The 25,297-nt window shown below is 67.1% G+C and carries 22 protein-coding genes and 1 tRNA gene; 11 read left to right on the plus strand and 12 right to left on the minus strand.

Annotated elements, in window-relative coordinates:
* Nucleotides 1-126 precede the first annotated feature (126 nt).
* The 4 genes from clpX to WV31_RS09470 all read right to left on the minus strand — a co-directional run bounded on the left by clpX (nt 127) and on the right by WV31_RS09470 (nt 3,860).
* On the minus strand, nt 127-1,392 hold the full coding sequence (gene clpX, locus WV31_RS09455; protein ID WP_085373313.1) for an ATP-dependent Clp protease ATP-binding subunit ClpX: 1,266 nt from the start codon (nt 1,390-1,392) through the stop codon (nt 127-129).
* 163 nt (nt 1,393-1,555) lie between these two features.
* Nucleotides 1,556-2,197 carry an ATP-dependent Clp endopeptidase proteolytic subunit ClpP gene (gene clpP / locus WV31_RS09460; protein WP_085373314.1) on the minus strand — a complete coding sequence of 214 codons (642 nt, stop codon included), beginning with the start codon at nt 2,195-2,197 and terminating at the stop codon, nt 1,556-1,558.
* A gap of 108 nt (nt 2,198-2,305) precedes the next feature.
* A complete protein-coding gene (gene tig / locus WV31_RS09465; RefSeq protein ID WP_085373315.1) occupies nt 2,306-3,691 on the minus strand; it encodes a trigger factor in 1,386 nt (461 codons plus the stop codon).
* Nucleotides 3,692-3,775: 84 nt separating this feature from the next.
* Nucleotides 3,776-3,860, minus strand: a tRNA-Leu gene (locus WV31_RS09470).
* Nucleotides 3,861-4,107: 247 nt separating this feature from the next.
* On the opposite strand from WV31_RS09470, the gene WV31_RS09475 reads away from it, so the two are divergent.
* On the plus strand, nt 4,108-5,439 hold the full coding sequence (locus WV31_RS09475; RefSeq protein WP_085373316.1) for a globin-coupled sensor protein: 1,332 nt from the start codon (nt 4,108-4,110) through the stop codon (nt 5,437-5,439).
* A 36-nt stretch (nt 5,440-5,475) separates the two neighbouring features.
* On the opposite strand, the gene WV31_RS09480 is transcribed toward WV31_RS09475, so the two are convergent.
* Both WV31_RS09480 and WV31_RS09485 read right to left on the minus strand, forming a co-directional pair.
* Nucleotides 5,476-6,894 (minus strand): malonyl-CoA decarboxylase, encoded by a 1,419-nt coding sequence (locus WV31_RS09480; protein ID WP_085373317.1) that lies wholly within the window; start codon nt 6,892-6,894, stop codon nt 5,476-5,478.
* Nucleotides 6,891-8,342, minus strand: coding sequence for an NAD(P)H-hydrate dehydratase (locus WV31_RS09485; RefSeq protein ID WP_085373318.1), 1,452 nt, complete (start codon nt 8,340-8,342; stop codon nt 6,891-6,893). Before WV31_RS09485 ends, WV31_RS09480 begins: the two co-directional genes overlap by 4 nt.
* An 83-nt stretch (nt 8,343-8,425) precedes the next feature.
* Here WV31_RS09485 and WV31_RS09490 point away from each other — a divergent pair, with 83 nt between their 5' ends.
* The 3 genes from WV31_RS09490 (at nt 8,426) to WV31_RS09500 (ending at nt 11,967) form a co-directional block, all read left to right on the plus strand.
* A complete protein-coding gene (locus WV31_RS09490; protein WP_085373319.1) occupies nt 8,426-9,691 on the plus strand; it encodes a D-amino acid dehydrogenase in 1,266 nt (421 codons plus the stop codon).
* Nucleotides 9,692-9,731: 40 nt separating this feature from the next.
* The gene (locus WV31_RS09495) at nt 9,732-10,166 is read left to right on the plus strand and encodes a bacteriohemerythrin (RefSeq protein WP_085373320.1); all 435 of its coding nucleotides are present in this window, start codon (nt 9,732-9,734) and stop codon (nt 10,164-10,166) included.
* Between the two features lie 169 nt (nt 10,167-10,335).
* Nucleotides 10,336-11,967, plus strand: coding sequence for an ATP-binding protein (locus tag WV31_RS09500; RefSeq protein ID WP_237051559.1), 1,632 nt, complete (start codon nt 10,336-10,338; stop codon nt 11,965-11,967).
* 8 nt (nt 11,968-11,975) lie between these two features.
* Here the strand turns inward: WV31_RS09500 and WV31_RS09505 are convergent, their stop codons facing one another.
* On the minus strand, nt 11,976-14,117 hold the full coding sequence (locus WV31_RS09505; protein ID WP_085373322.1) for a ComEC/Rec2 family competence protein: 2,142 nt from the start codon (nt 14,115-14,117) through the stop codon (nt 11,976-11,978).
* Between the two features lie 175 nt (nt 14,118-14,292).
* Here WV31_RS09505 and gltX point away from each other — a divergent pair, with 175 nt between their 5' ends.
* The 3 genes from gltX to WV31_RS09520 all read left to right on the plus strand — a co-directional run bounded on the left by gltX (nt 14,293) and on the right by WV31_RS09520 (nt 17,632).
* Entirely contained in the window at nt 14,293-15,726 is a 1,434-nt protein-coding gene (gene gltX, locus WV31_RS09510) for a glutamate--tRNA ligase (protein ID WP_085373323.1), read from the plus strand.
* A gap of 50 nt (nt 15,727-15,776) precedes the next feature.
* Nucleotides 15,777-17,093: a citrate synthase gene (gltA, locus tag WV31_RS09515; RefSeq protein WP_085373324.1), complete on the plus strand. Its 1,317-nt coding sequence runs from the start codon at nt 15,777-15,779 to the stop codon at nt 17,091-17,093.
* A 197-nt stretch (nt 17,094-17,290) separates the two neighbouring features.
* On the plus strand, nt 17,291-17,632 hold the full coding sequence (locus WV31_RS09520; RefSeq protein WP_085373325.1) for a cyclic nucleotide-binding domain-containing protein: 342 nt from the start codon (nt 17,291-17,293) through the stop codon (nt 17,630-17,632).
* Nucleotides 17,633-17,759: 127 nt separating this feature from the next.
* On the opposite strand, the gene rpoH is transcribed toward WV31_RS09520, so the two are convergent.
* Together rpoH and WV31_RS09530 are read right to left on the minus strand one after the other, a co-directional pair.
* Nucleotides 17,760-18,638 carry an RNA polymerase sigma factor RpoH gene (gene rpoH, locus WV31_RS09525; protein WP_085373326.1) on the minus strand — a complete coding sequence of 293 codons (879 nt, stop codon included), beginning with the start codon at nt 18,636-18,638 and terminating at the stop codon, nt 17,760-17,762.
* Between the two features lie 530 nt (nt 18,639-19,168).
* A complete protein-coding gene (locus WV31_RS09530) occupies nt 19,169-20,056 on the minus strand; it encodes a DMT family transporter (RefSeq protein ID WP_085373327.1) in 888 nt (295 codons plus the stop codon).
* Nucleotides 20,057-20,143: 87 nt separating this feature from the next.
* Here WV31_RS09530 and WV31_RS09535 point away from each other — a divergent pair, with 87 nt between their 5' ends.
* The 3 genes from WV31_RS09535 (at nt 20,144) to WV31_RS09545 (ending at nt 21,733) form a co-directional block, all read left to right on the plus strand.
* Nucleotides 20,144-20,605: an SRPBCC family protein gene (locus WV31_RS09535; protein ID WP_085373328.1), complete on the plus strand. Its 462-nt coding sequence runs from the start codon at nt 20,144-20,146 to the stop codon at nt 20,603-20,605.
* 60 nt (nt 20,606-20,665) lie between these two features.
* Nucleotides 20,666-21,379 carry a TetR/AcrR family transcriptional regulator gene (locus WV31_RS09540; RefSeq protein WP_237051560.1) on the plus strand — a complete coding sequence of 238 codons (714 nt, stop codon included), beginning with the start codon at nt 20,666-20,668 and terminating at the stop codon, nt 21,377-21,379.
* 66 nt (nt 21,380-21,445) lie between these two features.
* Entirely contained in the window at nt 21,446-21,733 is a 288-nt protein-coding gene (locus WV31_RS09545; RefSeq protein WP_085373330.1) for a hypothetical protein, read from the plus strand.
* A 58-nt stretch (nt 21,734-21,791) separates the two neighbouring features.
* On the opposite strand, the gene WV31_RS09550 is transcribed toward WV31_RS09545, so the two are convergent.
* The 3 genes from WV31_RS09550 to WV31_RS09560 form a co-directional block, all read right to left on the minus strand.
* Nucleotides 21,792-22,832 (minus strand): Tim44 domain-containing protein, encoded by a 1,041-nt coding sequence (locus WV31_RS09550; protein ID WP_085373331.1) that lies wholly within the window; start codon nt 22,830-22,832, stop codon nt 21,792-21,794.
* 71 nt (nt 22,833-22,903) lie between these two features.
* Complete coding sequence (gene prfB, locus WV31_RS09555) at nt 22,904-24,019, minus strand: peptide chain release factor 2 (protein WP_085373332.1); 1,116 nt, start codon at nt 24,017-24,019, stop codon at nt 22,904-22,906.
* An 88-nt stretch (nt 24,020-24,107) separates the two neighbouring features.
* Entirely contained in the window at nt 24,108-24,749 is a 642-nt protein-coding gene (locus WV31_RS09560; protein WP_085373333.1) for a COQ9 family protein, read from the minus strand.
* A 162-nt stretch (nt 24,750-24,911) separates the two neighbouring features.
* Between WV31_RS09560 and rpsU the strand changes: the two genes are divergently transcribed.
* Nucleotides 24,912-25,115 carry a 30S ribosomal protein S21 gene (gene rpsU / locus WV31_RS09565; protein ID WP_002726599.1) on the plus strand — a complete coding sequence of 68 codons (204 nt, stop codon included), beginning with the start codon at nt 24,912-24,914 and terminating at the stop codon, nt 25,113-25,115.
* Nucleotides 25,116-25,297 lie beyond the last annotated feature (182 nt).

The following is a 25,297-nucleotide window of genomic DNA, read 5'->3' on the forward strand; positions in this document are numbered from 1 at the left end:
CGGGGGTGTCCGCAATGCAGATTTTGGCCTTGGGCCGATGCGGAACACTAGGAATTGTGTGAAAAACGACGGGCGGGCCCCCTGATCAGGGGAACCCGCCCGTTTTTTTCACGCCCCGGACCGCGTTCAAGCGCTGGCGCCGGTGTCCTCGCGCCGTTCGGAATAGATGTAGAGCGGCTTGGCGCGGCCCTCCACCACTTCCTTGTTGATCACCACCTCGTCCACGGCATCGAGGCCGGGCAGATCGAACATGGTGTCGAGCAGGATGGATTCCATGATGGAACGCAGGCCGCGGGCGCCGGTCTTGCGCGCGATGGCCTTTTCCGAAATGGCCTTCAGCGCGTCGTCGGAGAAGGTGAGACGGGTGTCCTCCATCTCGAACAGGCGTTGGTACTGCTTGACCAGGGCGTTCTTCGGCTTGGACAGGATGTCGATCAGGGCATCGACGTCCAGGTCCTCGAGCGTCGCCAGAACCGGCAGGCGGCCGACGAATTCGGGGATCAGGCCGAACTTCAGCAGGTCCTCGGGCTCGACCTCGCGCAGGATTTCGCCGGTACGCCGCTCGTCGGGGCCGCGCACATCGGCGCCGAAGCCGATGGAGGTGCCCCGGCCTCTGCTGCCGATGATCTTTTCCAGCCCGGCGAAGGCGCCGCCACAGATGAACAGGATGTTGGTGGTGTCCACCTGCAGGAATTCCTGCTGGGGATGCTTGCGCCCACCCTGGGGCGGCACCGAGGCGACGGTGCCTTCCATGATCTTCAGCAGGGCCTGCTGCACGCCCTCGCCCGACACGTCGCGGGTGATGGAGGGGTTGTCGGACTTGCGGCTGATCTTGTCCACTTCGTCGATGTAGACGATGCCGCGCTGGGCCCGTTCCACATTGTATTCGGCGGCCTGCAGCAGCTTGAGGATGATGTTCTCCACATCCTCGCCCACATAGCCGGCCTCGGTCAGGGTGGTGGCGTCGGCCATGGTGAAGGGCACGTCGAGGATGCGGGCCAGGGTCTGGGCCAACAGGGTCTTGCCGCAGCCGGTGGGGCCAATCAGCAGGATGTTGGACTTGGCCAGTTCGACTTCGTTGTTCTTGCCGCCGTGCTGCAGGCGCTTGTAGTGGTTGTGGACGGCGACCGACAGCACCTTCTTGGCATGGCCCTGGCCGATGACGTAGTCATCGAGCACCTGGCAGATGTCCTTGGGGGTCGGCACGCCATCGCGCGAGCGGACCATGTGGGTCTTGTGCTCTTCGCGGATGATGTCCATGCACAGCTCGACGCATTCATCGCAGATGAACACGGTCGGCCCGGCGATAAGCTTCCTCACCTCGTGCTGGCTCTTGCCGCAGAACGAGCAGTAGAGGGTGTTCTTGGAATCGCCGCTAGAGGACTTGGTCATCGAAACTCCATTGGATCAAAACGGCCGCATCGCACCCGCGAAATCATGTTAGACACAGCCCGCCACGCCAGACAACGACAATTCTGTCATGACCGCATAAGCAAACGGCCGGGCGGGTCCCCATTTCAGGAACCGGCCCGGCCGCTGTAAGGCTGGCGATTTATCAGGAAGCGCTGTCGCCTTCGGCGGCGGGACGCTTGTTCACCACCTCGTCGATCAGGCCGAATTCCTTGGCCTCCTCGGCGGTCATGAACTTGTCGCGCTCCATCACCTTCTCGATGACTTCCAGCGGCTGGCCGGTGTGCTGCACATAGATGTTGTTCAGCCGGGCGCGCAGCGCAAGGATCTCGCGCGCCTGGATTTCGATATCCGTGGCTTGGCCCTGGGCGCCGCCCGACGGCTGGTGCACCATGATCCGGGCGTTGGGCAGCGAGAAGCGCTTGCCCTTCTCGCCGGCGGTCATCAGCAGCGAGCCCATGGACGCCGCCTGGCCGATGCACACGGTGGACACGTGGGGGCGGATGTACTGCATGGTGTCGTACATGGCCAGACCCGACGTCACCACGCCACCCGGCGAGTTGATGTAGAAGGCGATGTCCTTGTTGGGATTCTCGGATTCCAGGAACAGAAGCTGGGCGCAGATCAGGCTGGCCACCTCGTCGTACACCTGGCCGGTCAGGAAGATGATCCGCTCCTTCAGCAGGCGCGAATAGATGTCGTAGGACCGCTCGCCCCGGTTGGTCTGCTCGACCACCATGGGAACCAGGGTGTTCATGTAGAGGTCGATCGGGTCTCTTTCGCGCATGTTCCGTCCTTCATGGATTTGGCAACGGCGGGGGCGGACGCCGGAAAACTTGGCCGCCCGCGATACTCATATGGTGAATATCGCGGGCATTGCACGTCGGGTCGAGACCTATTCGGCCGCCTTCTTCTTGGCGGCGGCCTTCTTCTTGGGCTTGGCCGGAGCCTCGCCCTCGGAAGCAGCCTCGTCGGGGTCCTTGCGCAGGTCGTCCACCGACACTTCCTTGTCGGTGATCTTGGCCAGCTCCAGGATGAAATCGACCACCTTCTCCTCGTAGAGGGGAGCGCGCAGCGATTCCAGGGCTTCGGTGTTCTTCTGGTAGTACTGCAGCACCAGATGCTCCTGGCCCGGATAGCGCCGCGCCTCCATCATGATGCCGCGGTTGAGGTCTTCCTGGGTCACGTTGATCTCGTTGACCCGGCCGACCTCGGCCAGCAGCAGGCCCAGGCGCACGCGGCGCTCGGCCAGGGTGCGGTACTCGGCCTTCAGCTCGTCCTCGGACTTGGCGGCGTCGGCGGGGTCCTGGCGGCCGGCTTCCTTGTCGGCTTCCACCTGCTTCCAGATGGCCTCGAACTCGGCGTCCAGCATGCCCGGGGGAACCGGGAAGTCATGACCGGCCGACAGCGCGTCCAGCAGGGCGCGCTTCAGCTTCATGCGCGACACGCCGTCCAGCTCGCGGGCGATTTCTTCCCGGATGGCGGTCTTCAGGGCGTCGAGGTTTTCCAGGCCCACCGACTTGGCCAGCTCGTCGTCCACGGCGGCGGCCTTGGGAGCGCGCACTTCCTTAACCTTGCACTCGAACAGGGCGGGCTTGCCGGCCAGGGATTCGTTGCCGTAACCCTCGGGGAAGGTCACGTTGACCTCGACGTCGCTCTCGGCCTTCTTGCCGATCAGCTGGTCCTCGAAGCCGGGAATGAAGGTGTTGGAGCCCAGCTTCAGGGAGTAGCCCTCGGCGGTGCCGCCGGGGAAGGCCACGCCGTCCACCTTGCCCACAAAATCGATCACCACCACGTCGCCCGACTTCGACGCGCGCTTGACCGGCTCGGAGGTCTCGTTGCGCTCGGCGATCTTGGCCAGGGCGTCGTCCACCTCGGCATCCGGCACCACGGCCTTGTCGCGCACCAGGTTGATGGTGCCGAAATCCATGGTCTTGATCTCGGGGAGCACTTCCACCGCCACGGTGAACTCCAGGTCCGAGCCTTCCTCGTACTTGGTGATCTCGATCTTGGGCTGCATGGCCGGGCGCAGGTTGCCGTCGGTGATGGCCTTGCCGGCGCCGTCGTTGACGGCGTTTTCCAGAATCTCGCCCATCACCGCGCCGCCGTACTTCTTGCGCACGATGGTCATGGGCACCTTGCCGGGGCGGAAGCCCGGCATGGCCACGTTGCGGGCGATCTCCGCCAGCTTGTCCTGCATCCGGGTTTCCAGCTGCTGGGCGGGAACGACGACCTTGAATTCGTGCTTCAGGCCTTCGGCATTGATCTCGGTTACCTGCATCAGTCTATCGCCAATCGAATCGAGTGAGTTGAAATCGCGGTTCCCGCCGGTCGGCCTGCTTCAAGCGGCGGCGGCGTCGGTGGCTGGTGCGGGCGAAGGGACTTGAACCCCCATGGCTTGCGCCGCTGGAACCTAAATCCAGTGTGTCTACCAATTCCACCACGCCCGCACGGCCAAACACGCCGGCTGCCTTTGCGCGCGCAAACGCGCGCCCTGGGGCCGCCCCGTCGGGAGGGTCCTGTCTATAGCATGTTCGTTTCCAGGGAAACAGGGAAAAGCCACCTGCGCGGCCGGGCCGGTTTCATGAAAAGAAAAAACCCGACATCTTCGTCCGGTTAAGGCCCAAATCGGTTTGAAACACGTCCGCCCCTGGCCCATACTCGCAGCCTACGTATTATTGGGGACAAGGTGACAAAATGAACCTCGACCGCACCTCAAGCATCGCCTTCCTGCAGATCGATGAAGAGACCAAGCGCGCATTGCGGGAGTTCCGCGATATATTGGCGCGGCACATCGACGGGGTTCTCGATACCTTCTACCGCCATGTAAGCAACAATCCGGCCACGGCCAAGATGTTCGCCAATCCCGAGCGCATGGCCCATGCGCGGGCCATGCAGAAGAAGCACTGGATGGAAAGCGTGTTCCTCGGCCAGTTCGACGACCGCTACTTCGCCCAGGTCACCGAGATCGGCAAGGTCCACCAACGCATCGGCCTGGAGCCCAAGTGGTACACCGCCGGCTATTGCTTCGTGCTGAACATGGTCGTCGGCGTGGCGGTCGAAACCTACCGCAAGGACCCCCGCCGCCTCACCCAGGTGCTGAACGCGGTCAACAAGGCGGCCTTCCTGGACATGGACCTGGCCACCTCGGTGTATATCGAGACCAACACCGCCGCCATTATCGCCCGCGAACTGGGCGCCAAGGCCGACGTCTTCGAGCGCGAGGTCAAGGGGCTGGTGGCCTCGGTGGCCGCCTCGGCCGGCCAGATGGAATCCACCGCCAAGACCATGACGTCCACCGCCGAGGAAACCTCGCGCCAGTCCACCACCGTGGCGGCGGCGGCGGAAGAGGCCACCGTCAACATCCAGACCGTGGCGGCGGCGGCCGAGGAGCTGTCCTCCTCCATCACCGAGATCAGCCGCCAGGTGTCCCAGTCGGCCCAGATCGCCGCCAACGCCATGGTGGAAGCCGACCGCACCAACCAGATGGTGCAAAGCCTGGCGGAAGCCGCCAGCAAGATCGGCCAGGTGGTGAAGCTGATCAACGACATCGCCAGCCAGACCAACCTGCTGGCCTTGAACGCCACCATCGAGGCGGCGCGGGCCGGCGACGCCGGCAAGGGCTTCGCCGTGGTGGCCAACGAGGTGAAGAGCCTGGCCAACCAGACCGGCAAGGCCACCGAGGAGATCGCCGCCCAGATTTCGGCCGTGCAGTCGGCCACCCGCGACGCGGTCACCGCCATCGGCGGCATCGCCAGCACCATCGGCCAGATCAACCAGATCTCGGGCTCCATCGCCGCCGCGGTGGAGGAACAGGGCGCCGCCACCGGCGAAATCGCCCGCAACGTCCAGCAGGCGGCCCAGGGCACCTCGGAAGTGACCGAGACCATCACCCGCGTCAACGCGGCCGCCGCCGAAACCGGAACGGCCGCCCGCCAGGTGCTGGACGCCGCCTCGACGCTGTCGCGGGATTCCACCCAGCTGGAAACCCAGGTGGACCGCTTCGTCGCCCAGATCCGCGCCGGCTGACGCGAAACAAGCGGGGGAGGGCCGGGCGGCTCTCCCCTACCCCTTCATCAGCGCCTTGACCCGCCCCGACACCGCCACCTTGCCGCTGGCCGAATAGGCCTCGTGGTTGGCATCGATGTCGTCCAGGTCATAGAGGTAGTTGACCATCAGCCCCGCCGACTGCGCCAGGCCGTTGGCCGACATGTCGGCCATCCAGTTGATGCGCTCGACGCGGGCCCCGTTGGACAGGTGGAAATGGGCCACCGGGTCCAGCGCCGCCATGCCGTCGGGGCGCTTCTCGCGTGCCAGGTAGCGGGCGGCAAGGCGGGTCAGCGGCCCTTCCAGCGCCTCGGCCAGCAGCGGTTCCGCCGTCCAGTCGGGTTCGGCCAGCAGCGCCTTCAGGCTGCCCTTGGCCCCCAGGCCGCCGGTGGCGCGGGTCAGCGCCTTGTGCTCGGCGGCGCTCAGCAGCCCCGGCTCGCCCTTGGTCAGGCGGCCGTCCAGCCAGCGGCGGAAACCGGGAATGGGCGACAGGGTGGCAAACGTCCTGATCTGCTTGAATTCCCGTGACAGATCGTCCACCACCCGCTTGATCAGGAAATTGCCGAAGCTGATGCCCGCCAGGCCGCGCTGGGCGTTGTTGATGGAATAGAAGATGGCGGTGTCGGCCTTGTCCGCGTCGCCCAAGGGCGCATTGGGGTCCAGCAGGTCCTGGACGTTGCCGGCCATATCCTGGACCAGGGCCACCTCGACGAAGATCAGCGGCTCGTCGGGCATGCGCGGATGGAAGAAGGCGTAGAGACGGCGGTCGGAATCCAGGCGGTTCTTCAGGTCGGTCCAGCCCTGGATGGCGTGCACCGCCTCGTACTGCATGATCTTTTCCAAGATGGCCGCCGGCGAGCGCCAGGTGACGCGCTCCAGCACCAGGAAGCCCACGTCGAACCACGAGGCCAGCAAGCCCTTCAGATCCGCCTCCAGCGGCGCCAGATGGGGATGCTCGCGCACCAGCCCCATCAGCTCGGCCCGCATGTCCACCAGGAACTTGACGCCCTCGGGCAGGGCGTTGAACTGGGTCAGCAGCGTGAGGCGCGGCGGCTCCAGCGCCTGGCGCAGCGCCGTTTCGGCCCGGGCGCGCTCCTCCTCGTCCGCCGCCCCGGCCATGGCCGCCGCCGCCGCATCCACCGCGCCGCGATCCGGCCCGAACTCCGTGGCCAGCAGGGTGAGAAAGCGCACCCATCCCTCGGCGGCCAGGGACAGATAAGCCCGCCCCAGGGCCGCCGCCCGGGCACGGGCGGAAACCTCGCCGCCCCGAGCCTCGAGACAGGCCGCCATCTGGGCGCGCAGCCGGACCAGATCGCCTTCGGGCAGCAGCGGCGACAGCGGCGGCACCTTGCCCGCCCCGTCCGAGCCGGCGATGTCGCGCCACACGCCTTTCAGACGGGCCAGAAGAGTGACGGCGGCGGTCTGAACCTCGTTCATGGGTGCGTATCCCCCATTGCGGCCAGGATTGCGGGAATCAGGTCGGGCAGGTCCTCGGCGATCAGGCCGGGCCCGTGCTCGGCGGCCGCGCGCCCGTGCACCCAGGCGGCGGCCGAGGCGGCGGCGAAGGGCTCCATGCCCTGGGCCAGCAGCCCGACGACCAGCCCGGCCAGCACGTCGCCGGAACCGGCGGTGGCCAGCCAGGCAGGCGCGTCGGTGGTGATGGTGGCCCGCCCGTCGGGATGGGCCACCACGGTATCCGGCCCCTTGAGCAGCACGACCGCCCCCGAGACCCGCGCCCCGTGCAGCGCCCGCTCCAGGCGGCTGCCCGCCACGTGGCCGAACAGGCGCCTGAACTCGCCGTCATGGGGGGTGAGCACCACCCGCTCGGACAGGCGCCGGAACAGATCTCCGCCCCGCCCCTCGAAACTGGAAAGGGCGTCGGCGTCCAGCACGCAAGGACGCCCGGTGGCCAGCGCCGCCTCCACCTTGGCGACCATCCCCTCGCCCACCCCGCCGCCGGGCCCCAGGGCCAGGGCGTTGCGACGCGGATCGGCCAGCACGGCGTCGAAAGGCTCGGCCGGCGTCACCAGCAGGCCGGGATCGCCGGCACGATAGATGTCCAGCGCCCGGGGTGGTGCGGCGATGGTGACCAGTCCCGCCCCCACGCGGCGCGCGGCGCGGGCCGCCAGCCGGGCGGCGCCGGTCATCTCGGCGCCGCCCAGGATCAGGGCATGGCCGCGGGAATATTTATGTCCGTCGGGCGAAAGGACCGGCAGCGCCCAGGCCCCCGGCCCGTTGCGGTAAAGGACCGGCTTGATGTCGTCCAGCACCGCGTCGGGAATGCCGATAGGGGCGACGATGACCTCGCCGCATTTCAGCCGTCCGGGAACCAGGCAGTGTCCGGGCTTGGGCCGGAAGAAGGTGACGGTGGCGAGGCAATCGGGGGCGATGCCCAGCACCTGGCCGCTGTCGCCGTGCACGCCCGAGGGAACGTCGACGGCGATGACCGGCAGCTTGCGCCGGCCGGTCTCCTCGATCACCGACCGGGCCTCGCCGTCCAGGGCGCGCGCCAGCCCGGCGCCGAACAAAGCGTCGATGACGCCGACGCAGCCGTCGAGAATGGCCGGCGTCACCGGTTCGACACTCCCGCTCCAGCGCTCCGCCATCAGGGCGGCGTCGCCCTTCAGCCGCGCGGGATCGCCCAGCAGGCCCAGGCGGACCGGCCAGCCGTCGCGGGCCAGCAGCCTTGCCGCCACGAAGCCGTCGCCGCCGTTGTTGCCGGGTCCGCACAGGATGGCGATGCGGCCTTTGGGCAGCAGGCGGCGCGCCGCGCGGGCCACCGCCCAGCCCGCCGCCTCCATCAGCCGCTCGCCGGCAATCCCCGCCGCAATGGCGAGGCCATCGGCCCGGTACATCCGCTCGACGTCGAGGATCTCGTTGCTCATCCCTCAAGGGTAATGCGCAACTGCCCATTTGCCAACGCGGAGCGGCTGCATTAGATGTTTCGGGCTCGTACGGAGGACGCCAAGTGAAGGTCGTGGTCATCGGAGCCGGAGTGATCGGCACCGCCAGCGCCTGGTATCTCGCCAAGGCCGGTCACGACGTGACCGTGGTCGACCGGCGCGAAGGCGCGGGCCTCGAGACCAGCTTCGCCAATGGCGGCCAGGTCTCGCCCTGCCACGCCGAGCCCTGGGCCAACCCGTCCGTGCTGCCCAAGGTGCTGAAATGGCTGGGGCGCGAGGATGCGCCGCTCCTGTTCCGCTGGAACCGCTGGGACCCGGCCCTGTGGGCCTGGGGTCTGCGCTTCCTGGCCAATTGCCCCCGTCGCCAAGCCGAGATCAACACCGAGCGCACGCTGCGCGTCGCCCTGTATTCCCGCGCCTGCCTGGGCGAGCTGCGCGCCGAGACCGGCATCGATTATGACCAGCAGACCCGGGGCATCCTCCACGTCTACCGCGACGGCGGGGAATTCGAGCACGCCTGCCGCGCCGCCGAGGTGATGATCCGCCACGGCCTGCGCCGCATCCCCAAGAGCGCCGACGAGTGCGTCGGCATCGAACCCGCCCTGGCCGCCGTGCGGGGAGAACTGGCCGGCGGCATCTTCACCCCCGACGACGAAAGCGGCGACGCCCACAAATTCACCCGTCGGCTGGCGGAATTGGCGGCGGCCAGGGGCGTGGAGTTCCGCTGGAACGTGCCGATCCAGGGATTGCTCCGTGACGGCGGCCGGGTGAGCGGCCTTGTCGCCGGGGCCGAGACCATCACCGCCGACGCCTACGTCCTGGCCGCCGGCTGCGACTCGCCGCTGCTGGCCCGGCCCCTGGGCCTGAAGCTTCCCGTCATTCCGGCCAAGGGCTATTCCGTCACCGTGCCGGTGGCCAATCATGCCGGCGCCCCCTTCGTGTCGATCACCGACGACGAGCACAAGATGGTCTATTCCCGCCTGGGCGATCGGTTGCGCGCCGCCGGGACCGCCGAGATGGCGGGCCATGACCGCTCGCTCAACCCGCGCAGGTCCCGCCTGATCCTGGACAATGCCCGGCGCCTGTTCCCCGACGGCGGCGATTTCGACCGGGCCGAGCCCTGGACCGGCCTGCGTCCCGTCACCCCCGACAGCGTGCCGCTGCTGGGCGCCACGCCGCTCTCCAACCTGTGGCTGAACACCGGACACGGCACGCTGGGCTGGACCATGTCCTGCGGCTCGGGCCGGGTGATCGCCGACCTTGTATCCGGCCAGCAACCGGACATCGGTATGGATGGACTGGGCATGGCGCGCTTCGCATCCTACCTGTAGCAAAGGGAATGGGCGCGAAAGAGCACGCCCGGAGGCAGCGATGTTGGTGTGGCGCGACGCCATGAGCACCGGTCACCCGGAGATCGACAAGGCGCAGAAGCAGTTCATCGCCCATGTGAACGAGTTCGAGACGGTTCTGCGCCAAGGTGGCGCCGACGCCGCCATCGGCACCTTCCTCACCGGCCTGTACGAGCAGGCCTCCATCAATTTCAGCCGCGAGGAGAAAGCCCAGCGGGAATGCGGCTTTCCCTTCCAGGACGCCCATCACCGCGAGCATCAGGCCCTGCTGGGCCGCCTGGCCGATCTTCAGAACCTCTACCAGGTCATGCCCCACAAGGCCGACCACGGCGCCATGCTCCGGGACCTCGCCGCCCTGATCAAGGATTGGGTATCCCATCACATGGTGCAAAGCGACGTGATGCTGCGGCGCTACGCGCCCCGCCAGCCGCCGCACCCCGTTCGGGCTCGCCCGTGACAGGGGGACGTTTCCGCGATAAGCTTAGCCCCCCGCCATGCACGGGGCGCCATTCTTCGCCATTGCCAAAGGCAGAACGTCTTTGTTCCAGATATTCCGCGGCAAGACTGAACCAAGTCGGGCTACAGGCGAACGGCCCAGGATCATAGATTTCCGCCGGGTTGTCATTGTGGTCGCCGCCCTGGCGCTGATCGGCACCTATATCAGCGTGATCCTCGGCAATCTCGAGGAACTGGAAAAAGAGCGCACCGAATTCTCGGAATTGCAGGCCCGCAAGATCCTGCAGTCCTTCGAGATTCAGACCGTGCGGCTGTTCGATCTGGCCGATACCTACCTGCGCGCCGCCCGTGATTACGCCGAGCGCGAGGGAACCGGGACGCTCGGCGGGTTTCTCGACCGGGTGACGCCGCCCAAATCCAATCTCTATTCCAGCACCCTGGCGGTCATCGATCATCGCGGCCGCGTCGTCTTCTCCTCCGATCCGGCCCTGCAGCGCGGTACCGATCTCTCCGACCAGACGGTCTTCCTTCACTTCCAGAACGCCACAAGCGACGGATTGCTGATCGGAGCCAACAACAACAGCACCGATCCCGACCGGCAGTACTTCCACGTCGCCCGGCCGCTGCTCAACGGCAAAACCCCGGGAGGGGTCATCGTCCTCCACGTCCATTCCAGCCAGATCGCCGCCTTCTACCGGGACATGACGCTGGGCCCGAACTCGTCGGCCACCATTTTCGGCCTGGACCGCACCCTCATCGCCCGCCAGCCGCCGCCGGTGGCCGATGCGGCACCGCTGTCGAGCCTGCAGATCTGGAGGGATGCCGAAAGCAAGGCGGAAGGCCGGTTCCGCAAGCGCTCGCTGCTCGACGGGATCGAGCGGACCTTCCTTTACAAGCGGCTGGCCGACTATCCCCTGGTGGCGGTGATCGGCTTTGCCGATTCGGACATCTCGGCCGGGCTTGAGGCCGCCAAGCGATCCGAAGTGGTGGAGACCAGCCTTTTCACCCTGGCGATCCTGGCCTTTGCCGTTCTCGTGCTGGTGTTCGACGCCCGCAACCGCCGCCTGAGCGAGGCCGAGCAGACCAGCCGCGCCGCCGCCGAGATGCTGGAACGGTCCAACGCCGACCTGGAGCGCTTCGCCTATGTGGCCTCCCATGACCTGAAGACACCACTGCGGGTCATCACCGGCTACGCCCAGATGCTCGACCGCCGCTACCGCGACAAGCTGGACGAGGAGGCCAACGAGTACATCGCCTTCCTCACCGCCGGCACCAAGCGCATGTACCGGCTGATCACCGACCTGCTGCACTACTCGCGCATCAACAGCCAGGCCAAGCCGCTGCAGCCGGTGTCCGCGGCCCGCGCCGCCGACATCGCCGTCGCCAACCTGAAAGCGGTGATCGAGGAATGCGGCGCCTCGGTCTCCATCGCCCCCCTTCCCACCATCGAGGCCGACGAAAGCCAGCTGTCCAGCCTGTTCCAGAACCTGCTGGGCAACGCGCTGAAATACCGCCACCCCGAACGCACTCCGGCCATCCACATCGAGGCGGTGCGGCTGTCCAGCTCCATCTGGCGCTTTGCGGTCAGGGACAACGGCATCGGCATCGAGCCCGAGCATTTCGAGCGCATCTTCGTCATCTTCCAGCGCCTGCACGCCGATTCGGCCTATGAAGGAACCGGCATCGGCCTGGCGCTCTGCCAGCGCATCGTCACCCGCCTGGGCGGCCGCATCTGGGTCGAATCCAAGCCGGGCGAAGGCTCCACCTTCTATTTCACCGCCCGCGACGCCGAAGGCGACTGAGCGGCGTCCTAATCGTCCTCCTCGTCGCGCTTTTCCTCCGGCTCGCGCGGGGCGGCCTGGGCCGGTACCCTGGCCTTCTTGCGGGGATGGGGATGCCAGGCCCAGGGCCGGTCGCCCTGCCATCCCGCCACCGTCTCCACACGGACGCCCCCCGGTTCCAGCCACAGGGCGTGCGGCCCGCGCCGCCACAGATCGAAGCGGTCGACCAGCACCCTGGCCCCGCGGCAAGTCCCGCGCAAGGGCACGCTGCTGATCACGACATCGGCTCCGGCGCAGGCCTTTTCCGGGTTGTCCTCGTCCTTGACCAGGGCGACCACCCGGCCCTCCACCCGCCACAGGCAGCCGCTTTCGTCGCAGCGCAGCCTTCCGTCCCTGGACGAGCTTTTCTTCGGCCAGCGCTCAAGGGTCGCGGGTCCGGCCCGGCGGCTCCACGTCTCCTTGAGGATCCGCCCGCCCTTGCCGTTGAGCAACAAGCTCCCGTCGCCGGCGCGCACCGCCATGCCGTCGCCGCGCCCGTCCACCAGCAGATCGGGGGGCCGCGCGAAGGCCATGGAGGCCAGGGCGGCGGCCATGGGCAGCAGCCCCCACCAGCGCCAGCGCCCCCGCCACAGGCACAGCCAGCTTCCCCCCAGGGTGAACACCACCATGGCCCACAGCGGCAGGATGGGCAGCGTCACCGCCGAACTGGGCCAGGACGCCACCCACAGCGCCACCCGGTTGACGCCCTCGACGCCCCAGCCCATGGGCACCAGGGCCAGGGACTCCAGCCCCAGCGGCATCAGCACGAACATCACCAGCGCCCAGGGCATCACCCAGAAGCCGGTCAGCGGCACGGCGATCATGTTGGCCGCCACCGACCACACGGCGAAGCGGTTGAAATGGAAGATGCCGTAGACCGCCGTGGCGAAGCCGGCGATCAAGGTGCTCACCACCACGCCGAAGACGTAAAGCCCGATGGCCGGCGCCCAGCCGGGATGGGCCGCCCGCCAGGCGCCTTGGCGGGGCGTCAGGCTCTCGTAGGCGGCGATCATGGCCACCACGGCGGCGAACGACATCTGGAAGCTGGGGCCGATCAGTTCCTCGGGCGCCCACAGCAGGATCACCACCGCCGCCCACGCCACCAGCCGCATGGACAGCGCCGTGCGGTCCAGCAGCACCGCCAGCAGCACCAGACCGGTCATGAAGAACGAGCGCTGGGCCGGCACCGGCGAACCGGCCAGCAGGGTGTAGAAGCCGGCGAAGGCGATGGCCAGGGCCGCCGCCCACTTCTTGATGGGAAAGCGCAGCGCCAGGGGCGGAACCAGGGCCAGCAGCCCCCTCAGCCCCACGAACACCAGCCCGGCCGCCATGGTGATGTGCAGGCCCGAGATGGACAGGATGTGGGCCAGGCCGGAATCCCGGTAGGCCTGCATCATGGGGGCCGAAATGGGCATCTGGTCGCCGGTGGTCAGCGCCGCCGTCACCGCCCCCCGGTCGCCGGGCAGCACCGCCAGGATGCGCGCCGTCATGGCGTGGCGGATGTCGTTGATGGCGATGGTCGCCTCGCCCCTCCAGCCGCCGGCGGCTCCCGGCTCGATCACCGTCACCGGGCCCAGCGCAGAGCCGATGGCGCCCAATTGCCGGAACCAGGCGAAACGGGCGAAGTCGAAGGCGCCGGGCATGGCCGGCTGGGCCGGCGGCATCAGCATGGCCCGCACCCGGATGCGATCGCCCACATTGACCGGGGCAAGGCCGGGCTTGGCCTTGATGCGGGCCTTGCGCGGCACCACGATATCGTCGCGGTCATGGGCCACCCGGTCGAGCGTCAGACGGCTGCCGCCATCGGGCAGGGCCTCCACCTCCACCACCACGCCTTCGAGCATCAGGGCGCCGGTGGGGCGCTCCACCACCGGGGCGGCCAGACGCAGGCTGCGGCCCTGGGCGACCACGTATCCCAGCGCCGCCGCCAGCAGGCAGGACGCGGCCAGCAACAGCGGCAGGGAGCGGCGGCGAACCAGAAGCAGAAGGCCGAAGCACGTCGCCAGTCCGGCCCACCCCCAGGCAGGGGCGGGTTCGACGGGCAGGGCGAAGTAGAGGCCGATCCCGACGCTCAGGAAAACAGGCAGCCACAGGGGCCAGCGCCCCCGCTCGGCCAGCAGGCGCTCTTCCATTACGCGCAGGAGATTTGCCGCCGCGTCCGATCCGAAGCGTGCGGTCGGGAAAGCCCCTATCCAATCGGGCGGGTTTTTTGCCATCCACCCCCAACACCGGGCTGTCAGGGGCATAAAGATATGCTACACAGGCAGCCTTGTCCCCCTCGGCATAAAGGACGCCGAAAGCACCGTCATGACCGTCGTTACCCGCTTCGCCCCCTCCCCCACCGGCTACCTCCACATCGGCGGAGGGCGCACCGCCCTGTTCAACTGGCTGTTCGCCCGCCATTTCGGCGGCAAATTCCTGCTGCGCATCGAAGATACCGACCGCGCCCGCTCGACCGAGGCGGCGGTGGAAGCCATCTTCGACGGCATCCGGTGGCTGGGCCTGGACTGGGACGGCGAGGCGGTGATGCAGTTCTCGCGCGCCGGCCGCCATGCCGAGGTGGCGCGCCAGCTGCTGGACGAAGGCAAGGCCTATCGCTGCTATTGCACCCAGGACGAGCTGGCCGCCATCCGCGAGGAGCAGAAGGCCAAGGGCCTTCCCATGCGCTATCCCGGCATCTGGCGCGACCGCGCCCCGTCCGAGGCTCCGGCCGGCGCCCCCTTCGTGGTGCGCCTCAAGGCCCCCAACGAGGGCGAGACCGTCATCGCCGATCTGGTCCAGGGCGACGTGCGCGTCGCCAACGACCAGCTGGACGACATGGTGCTGCTGCGCGCCGACGGTACGCCGACCTACATGCTGTCGGTGGTGGTGGACGACCACGACATGGGCATCACCCACGTCATCCGCGGCGACGACCACCTGACCAACGCCTTCCGCCAGTACCAGCTGTACAAGGCCTGCGGCTGGGACGTGCCGGTCTTCGCCCATATTCCGCTGATCCACGGCCCCGACGGCGCCAAGCTGTCCAAGCGCCACGGCGCGCTGGGCGTCGATGCCTACCGCGACATGGGCTTCCTGCCCGAGGCCATGCGCAATTACCTGCTGCGCCTGGGCTGGAGCCACGGCGACGACGAGATCATCTCGACCGAGCAGGCCATCGAGTGGTTCACCCTGGACTCGGTCGGCCGTTCGCCGTCGCGCTTCGACTTCGTCAAGCTGACCAATCTCAACGGCCATTACATGCGCTCCGCCGATGACGGCCGCCTGACCGAGCTGCTGGTCCCCATGCTGGAGGCCAAGAGCGGCGCCAAGCTGAACGGCGAGTCCGTCGCCCGCCTGCGCACCGGCATGACCGGCCTGAAGGAACGGGCCAAGACCATGCTGGAACTGGCCGATTCGGCGCTGTTCTACGTGGCGGCGCGGCCGCTGGCGCTGGACGAGAAGGCGGCCAAGACCATGGCCGACCCGACGGCCGCCGCCGATCTCGCCGCCTACATGGCCGAAGTCAAAGGAGTGGGCGCCTGGACGCGCGACACTCTCGAGGACGCCGCCCGCCGCCTGGCCGAGGCGCGGGGGCAGAAGCTCGGCAAGATCGCCCAGCCCTTGCGGGCGGCGCTTGCCGGTTCCTCGGTCTCGCCTCCCATCTTCGAAGTGATGGAAGTGCTGGGCCGCGAGGAATCGCTGGGCCGCATCGAGGACGCCCTCGGCGGGACCCGGCCCACGGAATCATCGGCGGCCTGACGGCTGCCGGACACGTTTAAACAGTGAAGTAGACCACGGGGTATGAAGACATGACGAACGAGAACAAGACTCCCAAGGAATCCGTCACGCTGATCAACAACAGCACCGGCAAGACCACGGAATTCCCGCTGCTGTCCGGCTCCATCGGCCCCAAGGTGGCGGATATCCGCTCCCTTTACGCCAGCCAGGACATCTTCACCTATGACCCCGGCTACATGTCCACCGGCTCGTGCAAATCGGCCATCACCTATATCGACGGTGACGCCGGCGTGCTGCTGCACCGCGGCTACGCCATCTCCGACCTGGCCGAGAACTGCTCGTTCCTGGAAGTGGCCTACGCCATCCTGAAGGGCGAGCTGCCCAATACCGAGCAGAAGACCAAGTTCGAGAACGACATCAGCCGTCACTCGATGCTGAACGAGCAGATCAACTTCTTCTTCCGCGGCTTCCGCCGTGACTCCCACCCCATGGCCGTGCTGTGCGGCGTGGTGGGCGCCATGGCCGCCTTCTACCACGATTCCATCGACATCAACGACCCGCACCACCGCATGGTGGCCAGCTACCGCCTGGTCGCCAAGATGCCGACCATCGTCGCCTGGGCCTACAAGTACTCCCTGGGCCAGCCCTTCATGTATCCGCAGAACAAGCTCTCCTATGCCGAGAACTTCCTGCACATGATGTTCGCCACGCCCTGCGAGGAGTACAAGGTCAGCCCGGTCCTGGCGCGGGCCATGGACCGCATCCTGATCCTGCATGCCGACCACGAGCAGAACGCGTCCACCTCCACCGTCCGTCTGGCCGGGTCGTCGGGCGCCAATCCCTTCGCCTGTATCGCCGCCGGCATCGCCTCCCTGTGGGGCCCCGCCCATGGCGGCGCCAACGAGGCCGTGCTGACCATGCTGCACGAGATCGGCTCGGTGGACCGTATCCCCGAGTACATCAAGAAGGCCAAGGACAAGGACGATCCCTTCCGCCTGATGGGCTTCGGCCACCGCGTGTACAAGAACTACGACCCGCGCGCCAAGATCATGGCCAAGACCTGCCATGAAGTGCTGAACGAGCTGGGCAACCACGACGAGCCGCTGCTGAAGCTGGCCATGGAGCTCGAGCGCATCGCCCTCGAGGACCCCTACTTCGTCGAGCGCAAGCTGTTCCCGAACGTGGACTTCTATTCGGGCATCATCTTCCGCGCCATGGGCATCCCCACCCAGGTGTTCACCTGCCTGTTCGCCCTGGCCCGCACCGTGGGCTGGATCGCCCAGTGGAACGAGATGCTGACCGACCCCGATCAGAAGATCGGCCGTCCGCGCCAGCTGTATGTCGGCCCGGCACAGCGGGAATTCGTCCCGCTGCACAAGCGTGGCTAGGACGGATAACAGAGTACCGGAGGGGCGGCGCCGCAAGGCGCCGCCCCAACGCATTCCAAGACCCGCCAACGACAACCTGCATCCCGAGGCCAAACGCCGCCTCGTGCTGGCGCTGGCGGCACTGACCCTATCCGCGCTGGCGCTCCTGGCCATAAGTATGTCAGGCTGGTACTAGGCCTACCCAAGGAGACGCCGCCATGATGAATTTCCTCGACCGCCGCGTCGTCCATCCCGGCGGCCTCGTCTTCAAGGAAGGCGACAGCGGCGATCAGGCCTTCATCATCCAGTCGGGAACGGTGGAACTGCTGAAGGGCGAAAAGGTCTTCGCCGAACTGGGCGCCAACACCATCTTCGGCGAGATGGCCCTGATCGACGGCGCGCCCCGCATGGCCACGGCGCGGGCCAAGACCGAGACCACCCTGATCGTCATCCCCCGCTCGGTGGTGGATTCCAAGCTGAAGGGCGTGGATCCCTTCGTCATCAAGCTGCTGGGCATCCTGGTCCAGAACGTCCGGTCCATGGCCGGCAAGCTGGGCTGAGGGAAAAGAAGACGCGGGCCGCCGCCCGTACCCGCTCGGGGCCATGGGCCCCGAACCCCATTCACGGAATATCAAAGGGGGTCCGGGGCATCGCCTCGGCTGGGGTCTAGGGCGAGAGCCCCAAAAATCACGCCCGCGCCGGCGCCGGCAGGAAGCCGGCCTGCACCAGGTCGCGCACCTTCTCGAAGGCCTTGACCTCGATCTGGCGGATGCGTTCGCGCGACACGCCGTAGCGCCCGCCCAATTCCTCCAGGGTTACGGGGTCGTCCTTGAGGCGGCGTTCGATGAACACCTCGCGCTCGCGCTCGGTCAGGGTATCCAGCGCCCGGGCGATCAGGGCGCGGCCCTTGGACAGTTCCTCGCGCTTGGCGAAGGCGGTTTCCTGGTTGTCGGCCTCGTCGGCCATCAAATCCTGGATCTCGGTGCCGCCCTCGCCCACGGGGGTGTTGAGCGAGGAATCGCGCCCCGCCATGCGGCGGTTCATGGCGACCACGTCGCTTTCGTCCACGTCCAGTTCACGGGCGATGGTCGCCACGTGCTCGGGCGCCAGATCGCCCGATTCCAGCAGACGCAGCCGCGACTTGATGCGCCGCAGGTTGAAGAACAGCTTCTTCTGGGCCGCCAGGGTGCCGATCCGCACCATGGACCACGAATTCAGCACGAACTCGTTGAGCGAGGCCTTGATCCACCACATGGCGTAGGTGGCCAGGCGGAAGCCGCGATCGGGCTCGAATTTCTTGACCGCCCGCATCAGGCCGATATTGCCCTCGCTGATCAGGTCGGCCACCGGCAGGCCGTAATGGCGATAGCCCAGCGCGATCTTGGCGACCAGACGCAGATGGCTGGTCACCAGCCGATGGGCGGCGTCCTTGTCGCCGTAATCGGTCCAGCGCTTGGCCAGCATGAATTCCTCCTCGGGCGCGAGGACGGGGAATTCCTTGATATCCCTGAGATATTTGGCGAGGCCGTCGTCACCGGCGACGACCGGAAGTTTGGCAACCGACATGATCTGATCCCTCCAGTTTGTGCCTTCCTGGCGCCCAACACGCCGGGAATCGTCTGAAAAACCGGAAAAGACCGCTAGTCGTAGCCCTGCATCATCATACGCATCGTCACATCCTCCATCGAGCAACATGACCCGGAACCCGCCGTCATGGCAGCGCCCCGATCCGGCGGCCGGCTCGGCCCCATCATGGGCACCGGCCGATTCCACCATCACCATTATGGTGACAAGACCCAGCCGAAATCAAGGGGGCGAACCGCATGGCCCTTTGCTCACTGAAAATCAGCTAACCAGCCGATCGTGGCGGGAATGTGGCGGCCTTCGCCATTCGCATGGCGGCCATTCCGAACCGGCGAATCCATCCGGCCAAAATTGAGTCATGATGAAGTCCTCCCCCCGGCGACCTCAGGTATTTGCGCCGGACGAACGAAAAGTACGACGCTGGCCCCTCCCTCCGATTGGCCGGCGTACACGGACCCCGCCCCGCCCTCCCTGCCGGGGCGGGGTTGTGTTTTCAGCCCCCCTCATCCGCCTCAGCCGTCCGGGCGGCGCTCCCGCGCCCCGGCCAGGGCGACCACGCCCACTCCGCCGGCGATCAGGGCCAGTCCGGCCATATTGGTGAACGACAACCTCTCGCCCAGCAGCAGCGACGAGATCACCAGCCCGAAGGCGGGCACCGACAGGAAACTGAGCGACACGGTGAGCGCCGGCAGCAGCCGGTTGACGGTCACCGCCGCCCAATAGGCGAAGGCGGTGGCCAGGGTGCCGTTATACAGCAGGGTCCAGACCAGTTCGAAACTGCCGTCGGGGGCCGGAGGGCCTTCGATCAGCGCGGCGGCCGCCGCCACCGGCACCAGGCCGACCAGCATCTGCCACGGCACCAGTTCCAGCGGCGAGGACTGCCAGCGATGCCTGCGGATATGCAGGATCACCGCCGCCCAGACCAGGGCGGCGGCCAGCAGCAACAGATTGCCGGTCACCGCCGCCCGGTCGCTCCAGTCGAAGGTGAGCGGATTGAACAGCACCACGATGCCGCCCAGGCCCAGCGCCAGCCCGGCCAGCCTTCCCCGGGTCAGCCTTTCACCCAGGAACAGCGCCGCCCCCGGGGCCACCCACAAGGGCGTGGAATAGGCCAGGATGGCGGAGCGCCCGGCCGGCACCACCAGCAGCGCCAGATTGGTCAGCACCATGAACAGGGCCATGTTGAGCAGCCCCAAGGACGCCATCACCGGCCAATCCCCCCGGGGCGGCAGGCGGAGCTTTCCCATGGGCCCCAGGATCAGCACCATGCTGACCAGCCCCAGGGCGAGGCGCAGCGTGCAGAACCACAAAGGCTGGATGTGGGCCAGCCCGATCTTCATGATCGGCCAGTTGCCGCCCCAGACCAGGACCAGAAGGGCCAGCAGAACGAATGCGCGCATGTCTGGTCATACCACTGTTTCAGGACGCAGACTTTGCCATGCGGGCCATGGCATGATCCACCAATTCCCGCACAAAGGAGAAATGCGTTGGATTTCGACGGAGAGCACCGCATCGACGCCCCCCGCGCCGTGGTCTGGCAGGCCCTCAACGATCCCCGCCTTCTGGCCGCCTGCATCCCCGGCTGCGAGAAACTGGACGCCACCGGCCCAGGCGCCTACATCGCCACCGTGGCCATCCGGGTCGGCGCGCTGGCGGCCCGCTTTTCCGGAACCCTCACCCTGGACGACGTGGTCGAGCCCCAGGCCTACACCCTGAAAGGCCAAGGTCAGGGGGGAGTGGCAGGATTTGTCTCGGGCTCCGCCCGCGTCACTTTGGAAGACGATGGCGACGCCACCTTGCTGCGCTGGAAGGCGGCGGGCGAAATCGGCGGCCGCCTGGCCTCGGTGGGCGGCCGGCTGCTGCACGGCTTCGCCGTCAAGACGGCAAACCAGTTTTTTTCGCGCCTGAATGCGGAACTCGGGTCGCAACCTGATTGCAGTTCTCTCTAGGGATCGCTACGTATTACATATTGTCACAATACGTCATCCGCTGGCGTATAGGGGGGGATGATGGAAGCACGCGCCGCCGGCCGGGATTCGGCCACCAACATCGATCAGTTCCGCCCCGCAGCCATATCCACGGACGACAGAATCCGTCGCCGTTTGCCACGCAAGGAGCGGGAAAAGCTGATCATCACCGAAGCCATCCGCTTCTTCGCCGAAGTGGGCTTCGAAGGCCAGACCCGGGCGCTGGCCGATCGCCTCGGCGTTACCCAGCCCCTGCTCTACCGCTATTTTCCCGACAAGGACGCCCTGATCGAGCGGGTCTACAAGGAGGTTTTCCTCAACTCCTGGGAACCGTCCTGGATCGCCACGCTGCAGGACCGCTCGCGCCCCCTGGTGGACCGTCTGATTGATTTCTATCTTGCATATACCAAAGCGAATTTCAGCTACGAGCGGGTCCGGCTGTTCATGTTCGCCGGGCTGAAGGACGGCTCCATCGCCAATCGCTACATGCAGCATGTGCGCGACCAGCTTTTCGTGCCCATGTGCCGGGAATTGCGCGCCGATCTCGGCGTCGGCGGCGATGCCCCCATCAGCCTCGAGGAAATCGAGATGGTGGCGGGCCTGCACGGCTCCATCGCCTATGTGGGAGTGCGCCGCTGGGTCTACCACGCCCAGACCCCTGCCGACCTGATGCCGGTGATCACCGAACTGGTCCGCACCTATCTGGGCGGCATCGGCGACAGCTACCGGCGGATCGTCTCGGCCGGGGCCAAGTAAAACCGCTTGCCAAGCGCCCCCCGGGAGGGCTACCAGTCGGTGGCTATCCAAAGGGGGATTTCGAGCATGCGCAAGGCAGTTCTGGCCGTTACCGTGACCCTGGCCCTGGGGGCCTGTTCCAGCGCGCCCAAGCCGCTGGTGCCCGACACGCCCGAGGGTCCCGCCAGCTATGTCTGCTACAGCACCTGGCTGTCCGGACCCGAAGAGGTCCGCGCCATCGCCGACCGCCAGTGCCGCAACGCCGGCATGGAAGTGCGCGGATTGCTGGGCCAGAGCTTCGCGCCCTTCAAATGCGGCATCCTCACCCCGGAAGTGGCGGCCTTCCGCTGCGGCCGCTACGGCTTCGGATACTGAGGCCGCCTATAAAAAAGCCCCCGACCTTGCGGCCGGGGGCTTTTTGCTGCCCGGATGACTACTGCACCTGCTGCACCGCCGACAGCAGCCAGCGGCCGCCGCTGGCGCTGCGCACGAAGGTCCAGGCCTCGGTGTGGGTCACCACGGAACGCGGATCGCCATCGGCCACCGCGCCGGTATCCAGGCGCACCATGTAGTCGTTGCACGAGAAGGTCAGGATGGCGGTCAGGTAGTCGAAACCGCCCTCGCTCCACGATTCGCTAACGTCGCCCTTCAGCAAGGTGACGTTCTCCACCTTGTTGGCCAGGCCCTCGCTGGCGTTGCGGCTCATGTCCTCGGACAGGTAGGACACCACTTCGGGGGTGGCGAAGCGCTTCAGCTGCATCAGGTTGCCGTCGCTCCACGCCTTCTGCACGCCCAGCAGGATCTCGGTGAAGGCGTCCTGGTCGTTGCCCGAGGCGTCGAACTCCCGCTCGATGCGCGGCTGGGCCGGAGCGGAGGCGATCATGGGCTCCACGTGCTGTCCGGCGGTGTGCTGGGCCATGTAGGGGTTGCCCACCGGCATGGCCGGCTGGGAGCGGCCGCGGAACAGCCGGATGGCCAGCCACACCAGACCGCCGATGATGGCCAGTTGGAGCAGCAGCCCCAGCATGCTGGCGCCGGGGGCGGCATCGGACGCGGCGGCGAGCGCCGGCGAATGCCCGAACAGCATGGAACCGATGCCGGCCCCCAACAGGCCGCCGGCGATTCCCGCCATCATGGGATTGCGCTGGAAGAAGCCGGGCTGGCCCACGGGGGCGCCCATGGGGGTGGCGGGCCGCATGGCCGAGGCACCGGCACCGGCCGGAGCCAGCGGCGCGGAATCAACGGCACCGGGACGGGGCGCCGCCTGGGGCGCCGGCGGCGGCCCGGCGGGCTTGGTCTGGGCCGGCGGCGGGGCCAGGGTGCGCTCCATGGGCGCGTCATGGGTCCGCGACCCGCGCGAGCCGAAGCTGCCGCCGCTGGACTTGGACGTGCTGCCCGCCTTGGCCAGGGCATCGCCCGCGCCGGCCAGCGCCAGCACCAGGGCCACCACGGCCGAAATCACCATATGCCTCATCTCGTTCCTCCCAAGGAATCACCCCCTTGTTATAGGGTGGTCCGGGCGGAAAGCAAACCGGCTACGAAAATTTAACCCTGGTCGGCCTCGCCCTGCACCCTGGCGGCCAGCGAGGCGGCCATGAACATGTCCAGGTCGCCGTCGAGAACGCCCTGGGTATCCGAGGTCTCCACGTTGGTGCGCAGGTCCTTGACCATCTGGTAGGGCTGCAGCACGTAGGAGCGGATCTGGTGGCCCCAGCCGATATCGGTCTTCTGGTCCTCCAGCGCCTGGGCGGCGGCTTCGCGCTTCTGCAATTCGGCCTCGTAGAGCCGCGCGCGCAGCATGTCCCAGGCCCGGGCCCGGTTCTGGTGCTGCGAGCGCTCCATCTGGCAGGCCACGGCGATGCCGGTGGGAATATGGGTGATGCGCACCGCCGAATCGGTCTTGTTGATGTGCTGGCCGCCGGCGCCGGAGGCGCGGTAGGTGTCGATGCGGCACTCGCTCTCGTTGATCTGGATGTCGATGGTGTCGTCGATCACCGGATAGACCCAGGCCGAGGAGAAGCTGGTGTGGCGGCGCGCCGCGCTGTCGTAGGGAGAGATGCGCACCAGCCGGTGCACGCCGCTTTCGGTCTTCAGCCAGCCATAGGCGTTGTGGCCGAGGATGCGCACGGTGGCCGACTTGATGCCCGCCTGCTCGCCGGCGCTTTCTTCCAGCCATTCCACCTTGTAGCCGTGCTTCTCGGCCCAGCGGGTGTACATGCGCAGCAGCATCTCGGCCCAGTCCTGAGACTCGGTTCCGCCGGCGCCGGCATTGATTTCCAGATAGCAGTCGTTGTGGTCGGCCTCGCCGGAGAGCAGGGTCTCCAACTCCATCTTGCCGGCGCGCTCCTTCAGCGCGCGGACCTGCTCCTCGGCGTCGTCGATGACCGTCTGGTCGCCTTCCATCTCGCCCAGCTCGATCAGCTCCAAGAGGTCGGCCAGCTCGCGCTCCAGGGCGCGGCAGCCCTGGATGGCGTTGTCCAGTTCGGTGCGCTCGCGCATGATCTTCTGGGCGACGGCGGCGTCGTTCCACAGATCGGGATTCTCGGCCGAGGCGTTCAGCTCGTCGAGCCGCATCAACGCCTCGTCCCAATTGAGATGGCGCTTCAACAGGGCGGCGGAGCGCCGGATATCCTGGGCGAGCGCCTCGATCTCGGCCCGCATGGCTGTTCCCCTAAAGGCATTATGGAGCCGCCCTTTGTAAGGAAGTCCGCCCGCACTGGCAACCCGAGAGATTACCGGAGCGGCGCGATCAGCAGCCGGACAGCGGCGACCTGAACCGGTTGATCAGGGCGGCCTTGCGACCGCCCACCAGCCCTTCGATCTTCTGGCGCAATTGCGGCAGCGAGCGGATTTCGCCCAGACGGCGGCGCAGGAAACCCCAGGTATCGGCCGAGCCTTCGGAATCATCGTCCAGCCAATACAGCAAGGTGGCGGAATAGACCGCCGCCAGGGTGGCGCGCTTGGAATACCACGAGAAATCGTGGGAACGGTCGCCCACCGCCAGCCAGATGGAATCGGCGGTGCCCCAGGTCAGCCGCGCCGCCAGGGGCAGGTTCTGCGGCAGGGCCAGAAGCGAGGTGGCGCGGCGGATGGCCTCGCGATGCTCACCCCAGCGCCCGAGGCGAAGCTTCACGGCCCAAAACACCCTTTCCCCCACGCCGCGGCCATCCAGCCCGGCCCCGGCCAGATCGGCCTCCATGGTCCGGTTGGCGTGATCGACGAAATGGGCCACCGCGTCCACCGCTCCCTTGGGGAACAGCCGGGGCAGCAGCGCCCGCTCGATCCCCATGTCGTCGGCCGCCGCGGCCAGGGTGACGGGCGACCAGCCGTCGAAGGCGGCGTGGGGCAGCATGGCGCCCACCAGGGCATCCTTGAGCGGACGCGATTCCATATCCAAATCTCCCCGGCTGCGGACAAAAGCACTTTCCGGGTTATAGGCCCCGCCTAACCCCTTCACAAGGGGTCGGCACTGTGCTATCAACCCTCCTCCCCGGACGGCAGCCATGCCGATCCGTCGGGAGGGTTTTCTAGCGTAGAGGAGCGGTGGCGAAACGTGCAAGTTCTCGTTCGTGACAACAATGTCGATCAGGCCCTGAAGGCGCTCAAGAAGAAGATGCAGCGCGAGGGGGTTTTCCGCGAGATGAAGCTTCGCAGGAACTACGAAAAGCCGTCCGAGCGTCGCGCCCGTGAAAAGGCCGAAGCCGTGCGCCGCGCCCGCAAGCTGGAGCGCAAGCGCCTGGAGCGCGAGGGCTTCTAAAGCCTTCTTTCGGCCGCACCGTTAAAGGGCGCGGCCGGACCGGAAATTCAAGCGTCGCCATCGCTGGCGCCATGACCCTGGGTCATGGCGCTTTTCGGTCTTGATCTATAGCAAATTTGTCGCCTTGCCCCCCGGCCCCCATACTAGTAGCTTGTATGCGGGATTGGGTCGTCTGGGGGGAT

The sequence above is a fragment of the Magnetospirillum sp. ME-1 genome (assembly GCF_002105535.1).
Lineage (GTDB): Bacteria > Pseudomonadota > Alphaproteobacteria > Rhodospirillales > Magnetospirillaceae > Phaeospirillum.

Bases quoted from the DNA above. Each gene is read 5' to 3' on its own strand.
- WV31_RS09545 (WP_085373330.1), top strand. From the start codon at position 21,446: ATGCGCAAGGCAGTTCTGGCCGTTACCGTGACCCTGGCCCTGGGGGCC.
- WV31_RS09495 (WP_085373320.1), top strand. From the start codon at position 9,732: ATGTTGGTGTGGCGCGACGCCATGAGCACCGGTCACCCGGAGATCGAC.
- WV31_RS09480 (WP_085373317.1), bottom strand. From the start codon at position 6,894: ATGAACGAGGTTCAGACCGCCGCCGTCACTCTTCTGGCCCGTCTGAAA.
- gltA (WP_085373324.1), top strand. From the start codon at position 15,777: ATGACGAACGAGAACAAGACTCCCAAGGAATCCGTCACGCTGATCAAC.
- gltX (WP_085373323.1), top strand. From the start codon at position 14,293: ATGACCGTCGTTACCCGCTTCGCCCCCTCCCCCACCGGCTACCTCCAC.
- WV31_RS09540 (WP_237051560.1), top strand. From the start codon at position 20,666: ATGGAAGCACGCGCCGCCGGCCGGGATTCGGCCACCAACATCGATCAG.
- rpoH (WP_085373326.1), bottom strand. From the start codon at position 18,638: ATGTCGGTTGCCAAACTTCCGGTCGTCGCCGGTGACGACGGCCTCGCC.
- WV31_RS09520 (WP_085373325.1), top strand. From the start codon at position 17,291: ATGATGAATTTCCTCGACCGCCGCGTCGTCCATCCCGGCGGCCTCGTC.
- prfB (WP_085373332.1), bottom strand. From the start codon at position 24,019: ATGCGGGCCGAGATCGAGGCGCTCGCCCAGGATATCCGGCGCTCCGCC.
- clpP (WP_085373314.1), bottom strand. From the start codon at position 2,197: ATGCGCGAAAGAGACCCGATCGACCTCTACATGAACACCCTGGTTCCC.
- WV31_RS09505 (WP_085373322.1), bottom strand. From the start codon at position 14,117: ATGGAAGAGCGCCTGCTGGCCGAGCGGGGGCGCTGGCCCCTGTGGCTG.
- WV31_RS09530 (WP_085373327.1), bottom strand. From the start codon at position 20,056: ATGCGCGCATTCGTTCTGCTGGCCCTTCTGGTCCTGGTCTGGGGCGGC.
- WV31_RS09485 (WP_085373318.1), bottom strand. From the start codon at position 8,342: ATGAGCAACGAGATCCTCGACGTCGAGCGGATGTACCGGGCCGATGGC.
- clpX (WP_085373313.1), bottom strand. From the start codon at position 1,392: ATGACCAAGTCCTCTAGCGGCGATTCCAAGAACACCCTCTACTGCTCG.
- WV31_RS09560 (WP_085373333.1), bottom strand. From the start codon at position 24,749: ATGGAATCGCGTCCGCTCAAGGATGCCCTGGTGGGCGCCATGCTGCCC.
- WV31_RS09475 (WP_085373316.1), top strand. From the start codon at position 4,108: ATGAACCTCGACCGCACCTCAAGCATCGCCTTCCTGCAGATCGATGAA.
- tig (WP_085373315.1), bottom strand. From the start codon at position 3,691: ATGCAGGTAACCGAGATCAATGCCGAAGGCCTGAAGCACGAATTCAAG.
- WV31_RS09550 (WP_085373331.1), bottom strand. From the start codon at position 22,832: ATGAGGCATATGGTGATTTCGGCCGTGGTGGCCCTGGTGCTGGCGCTG.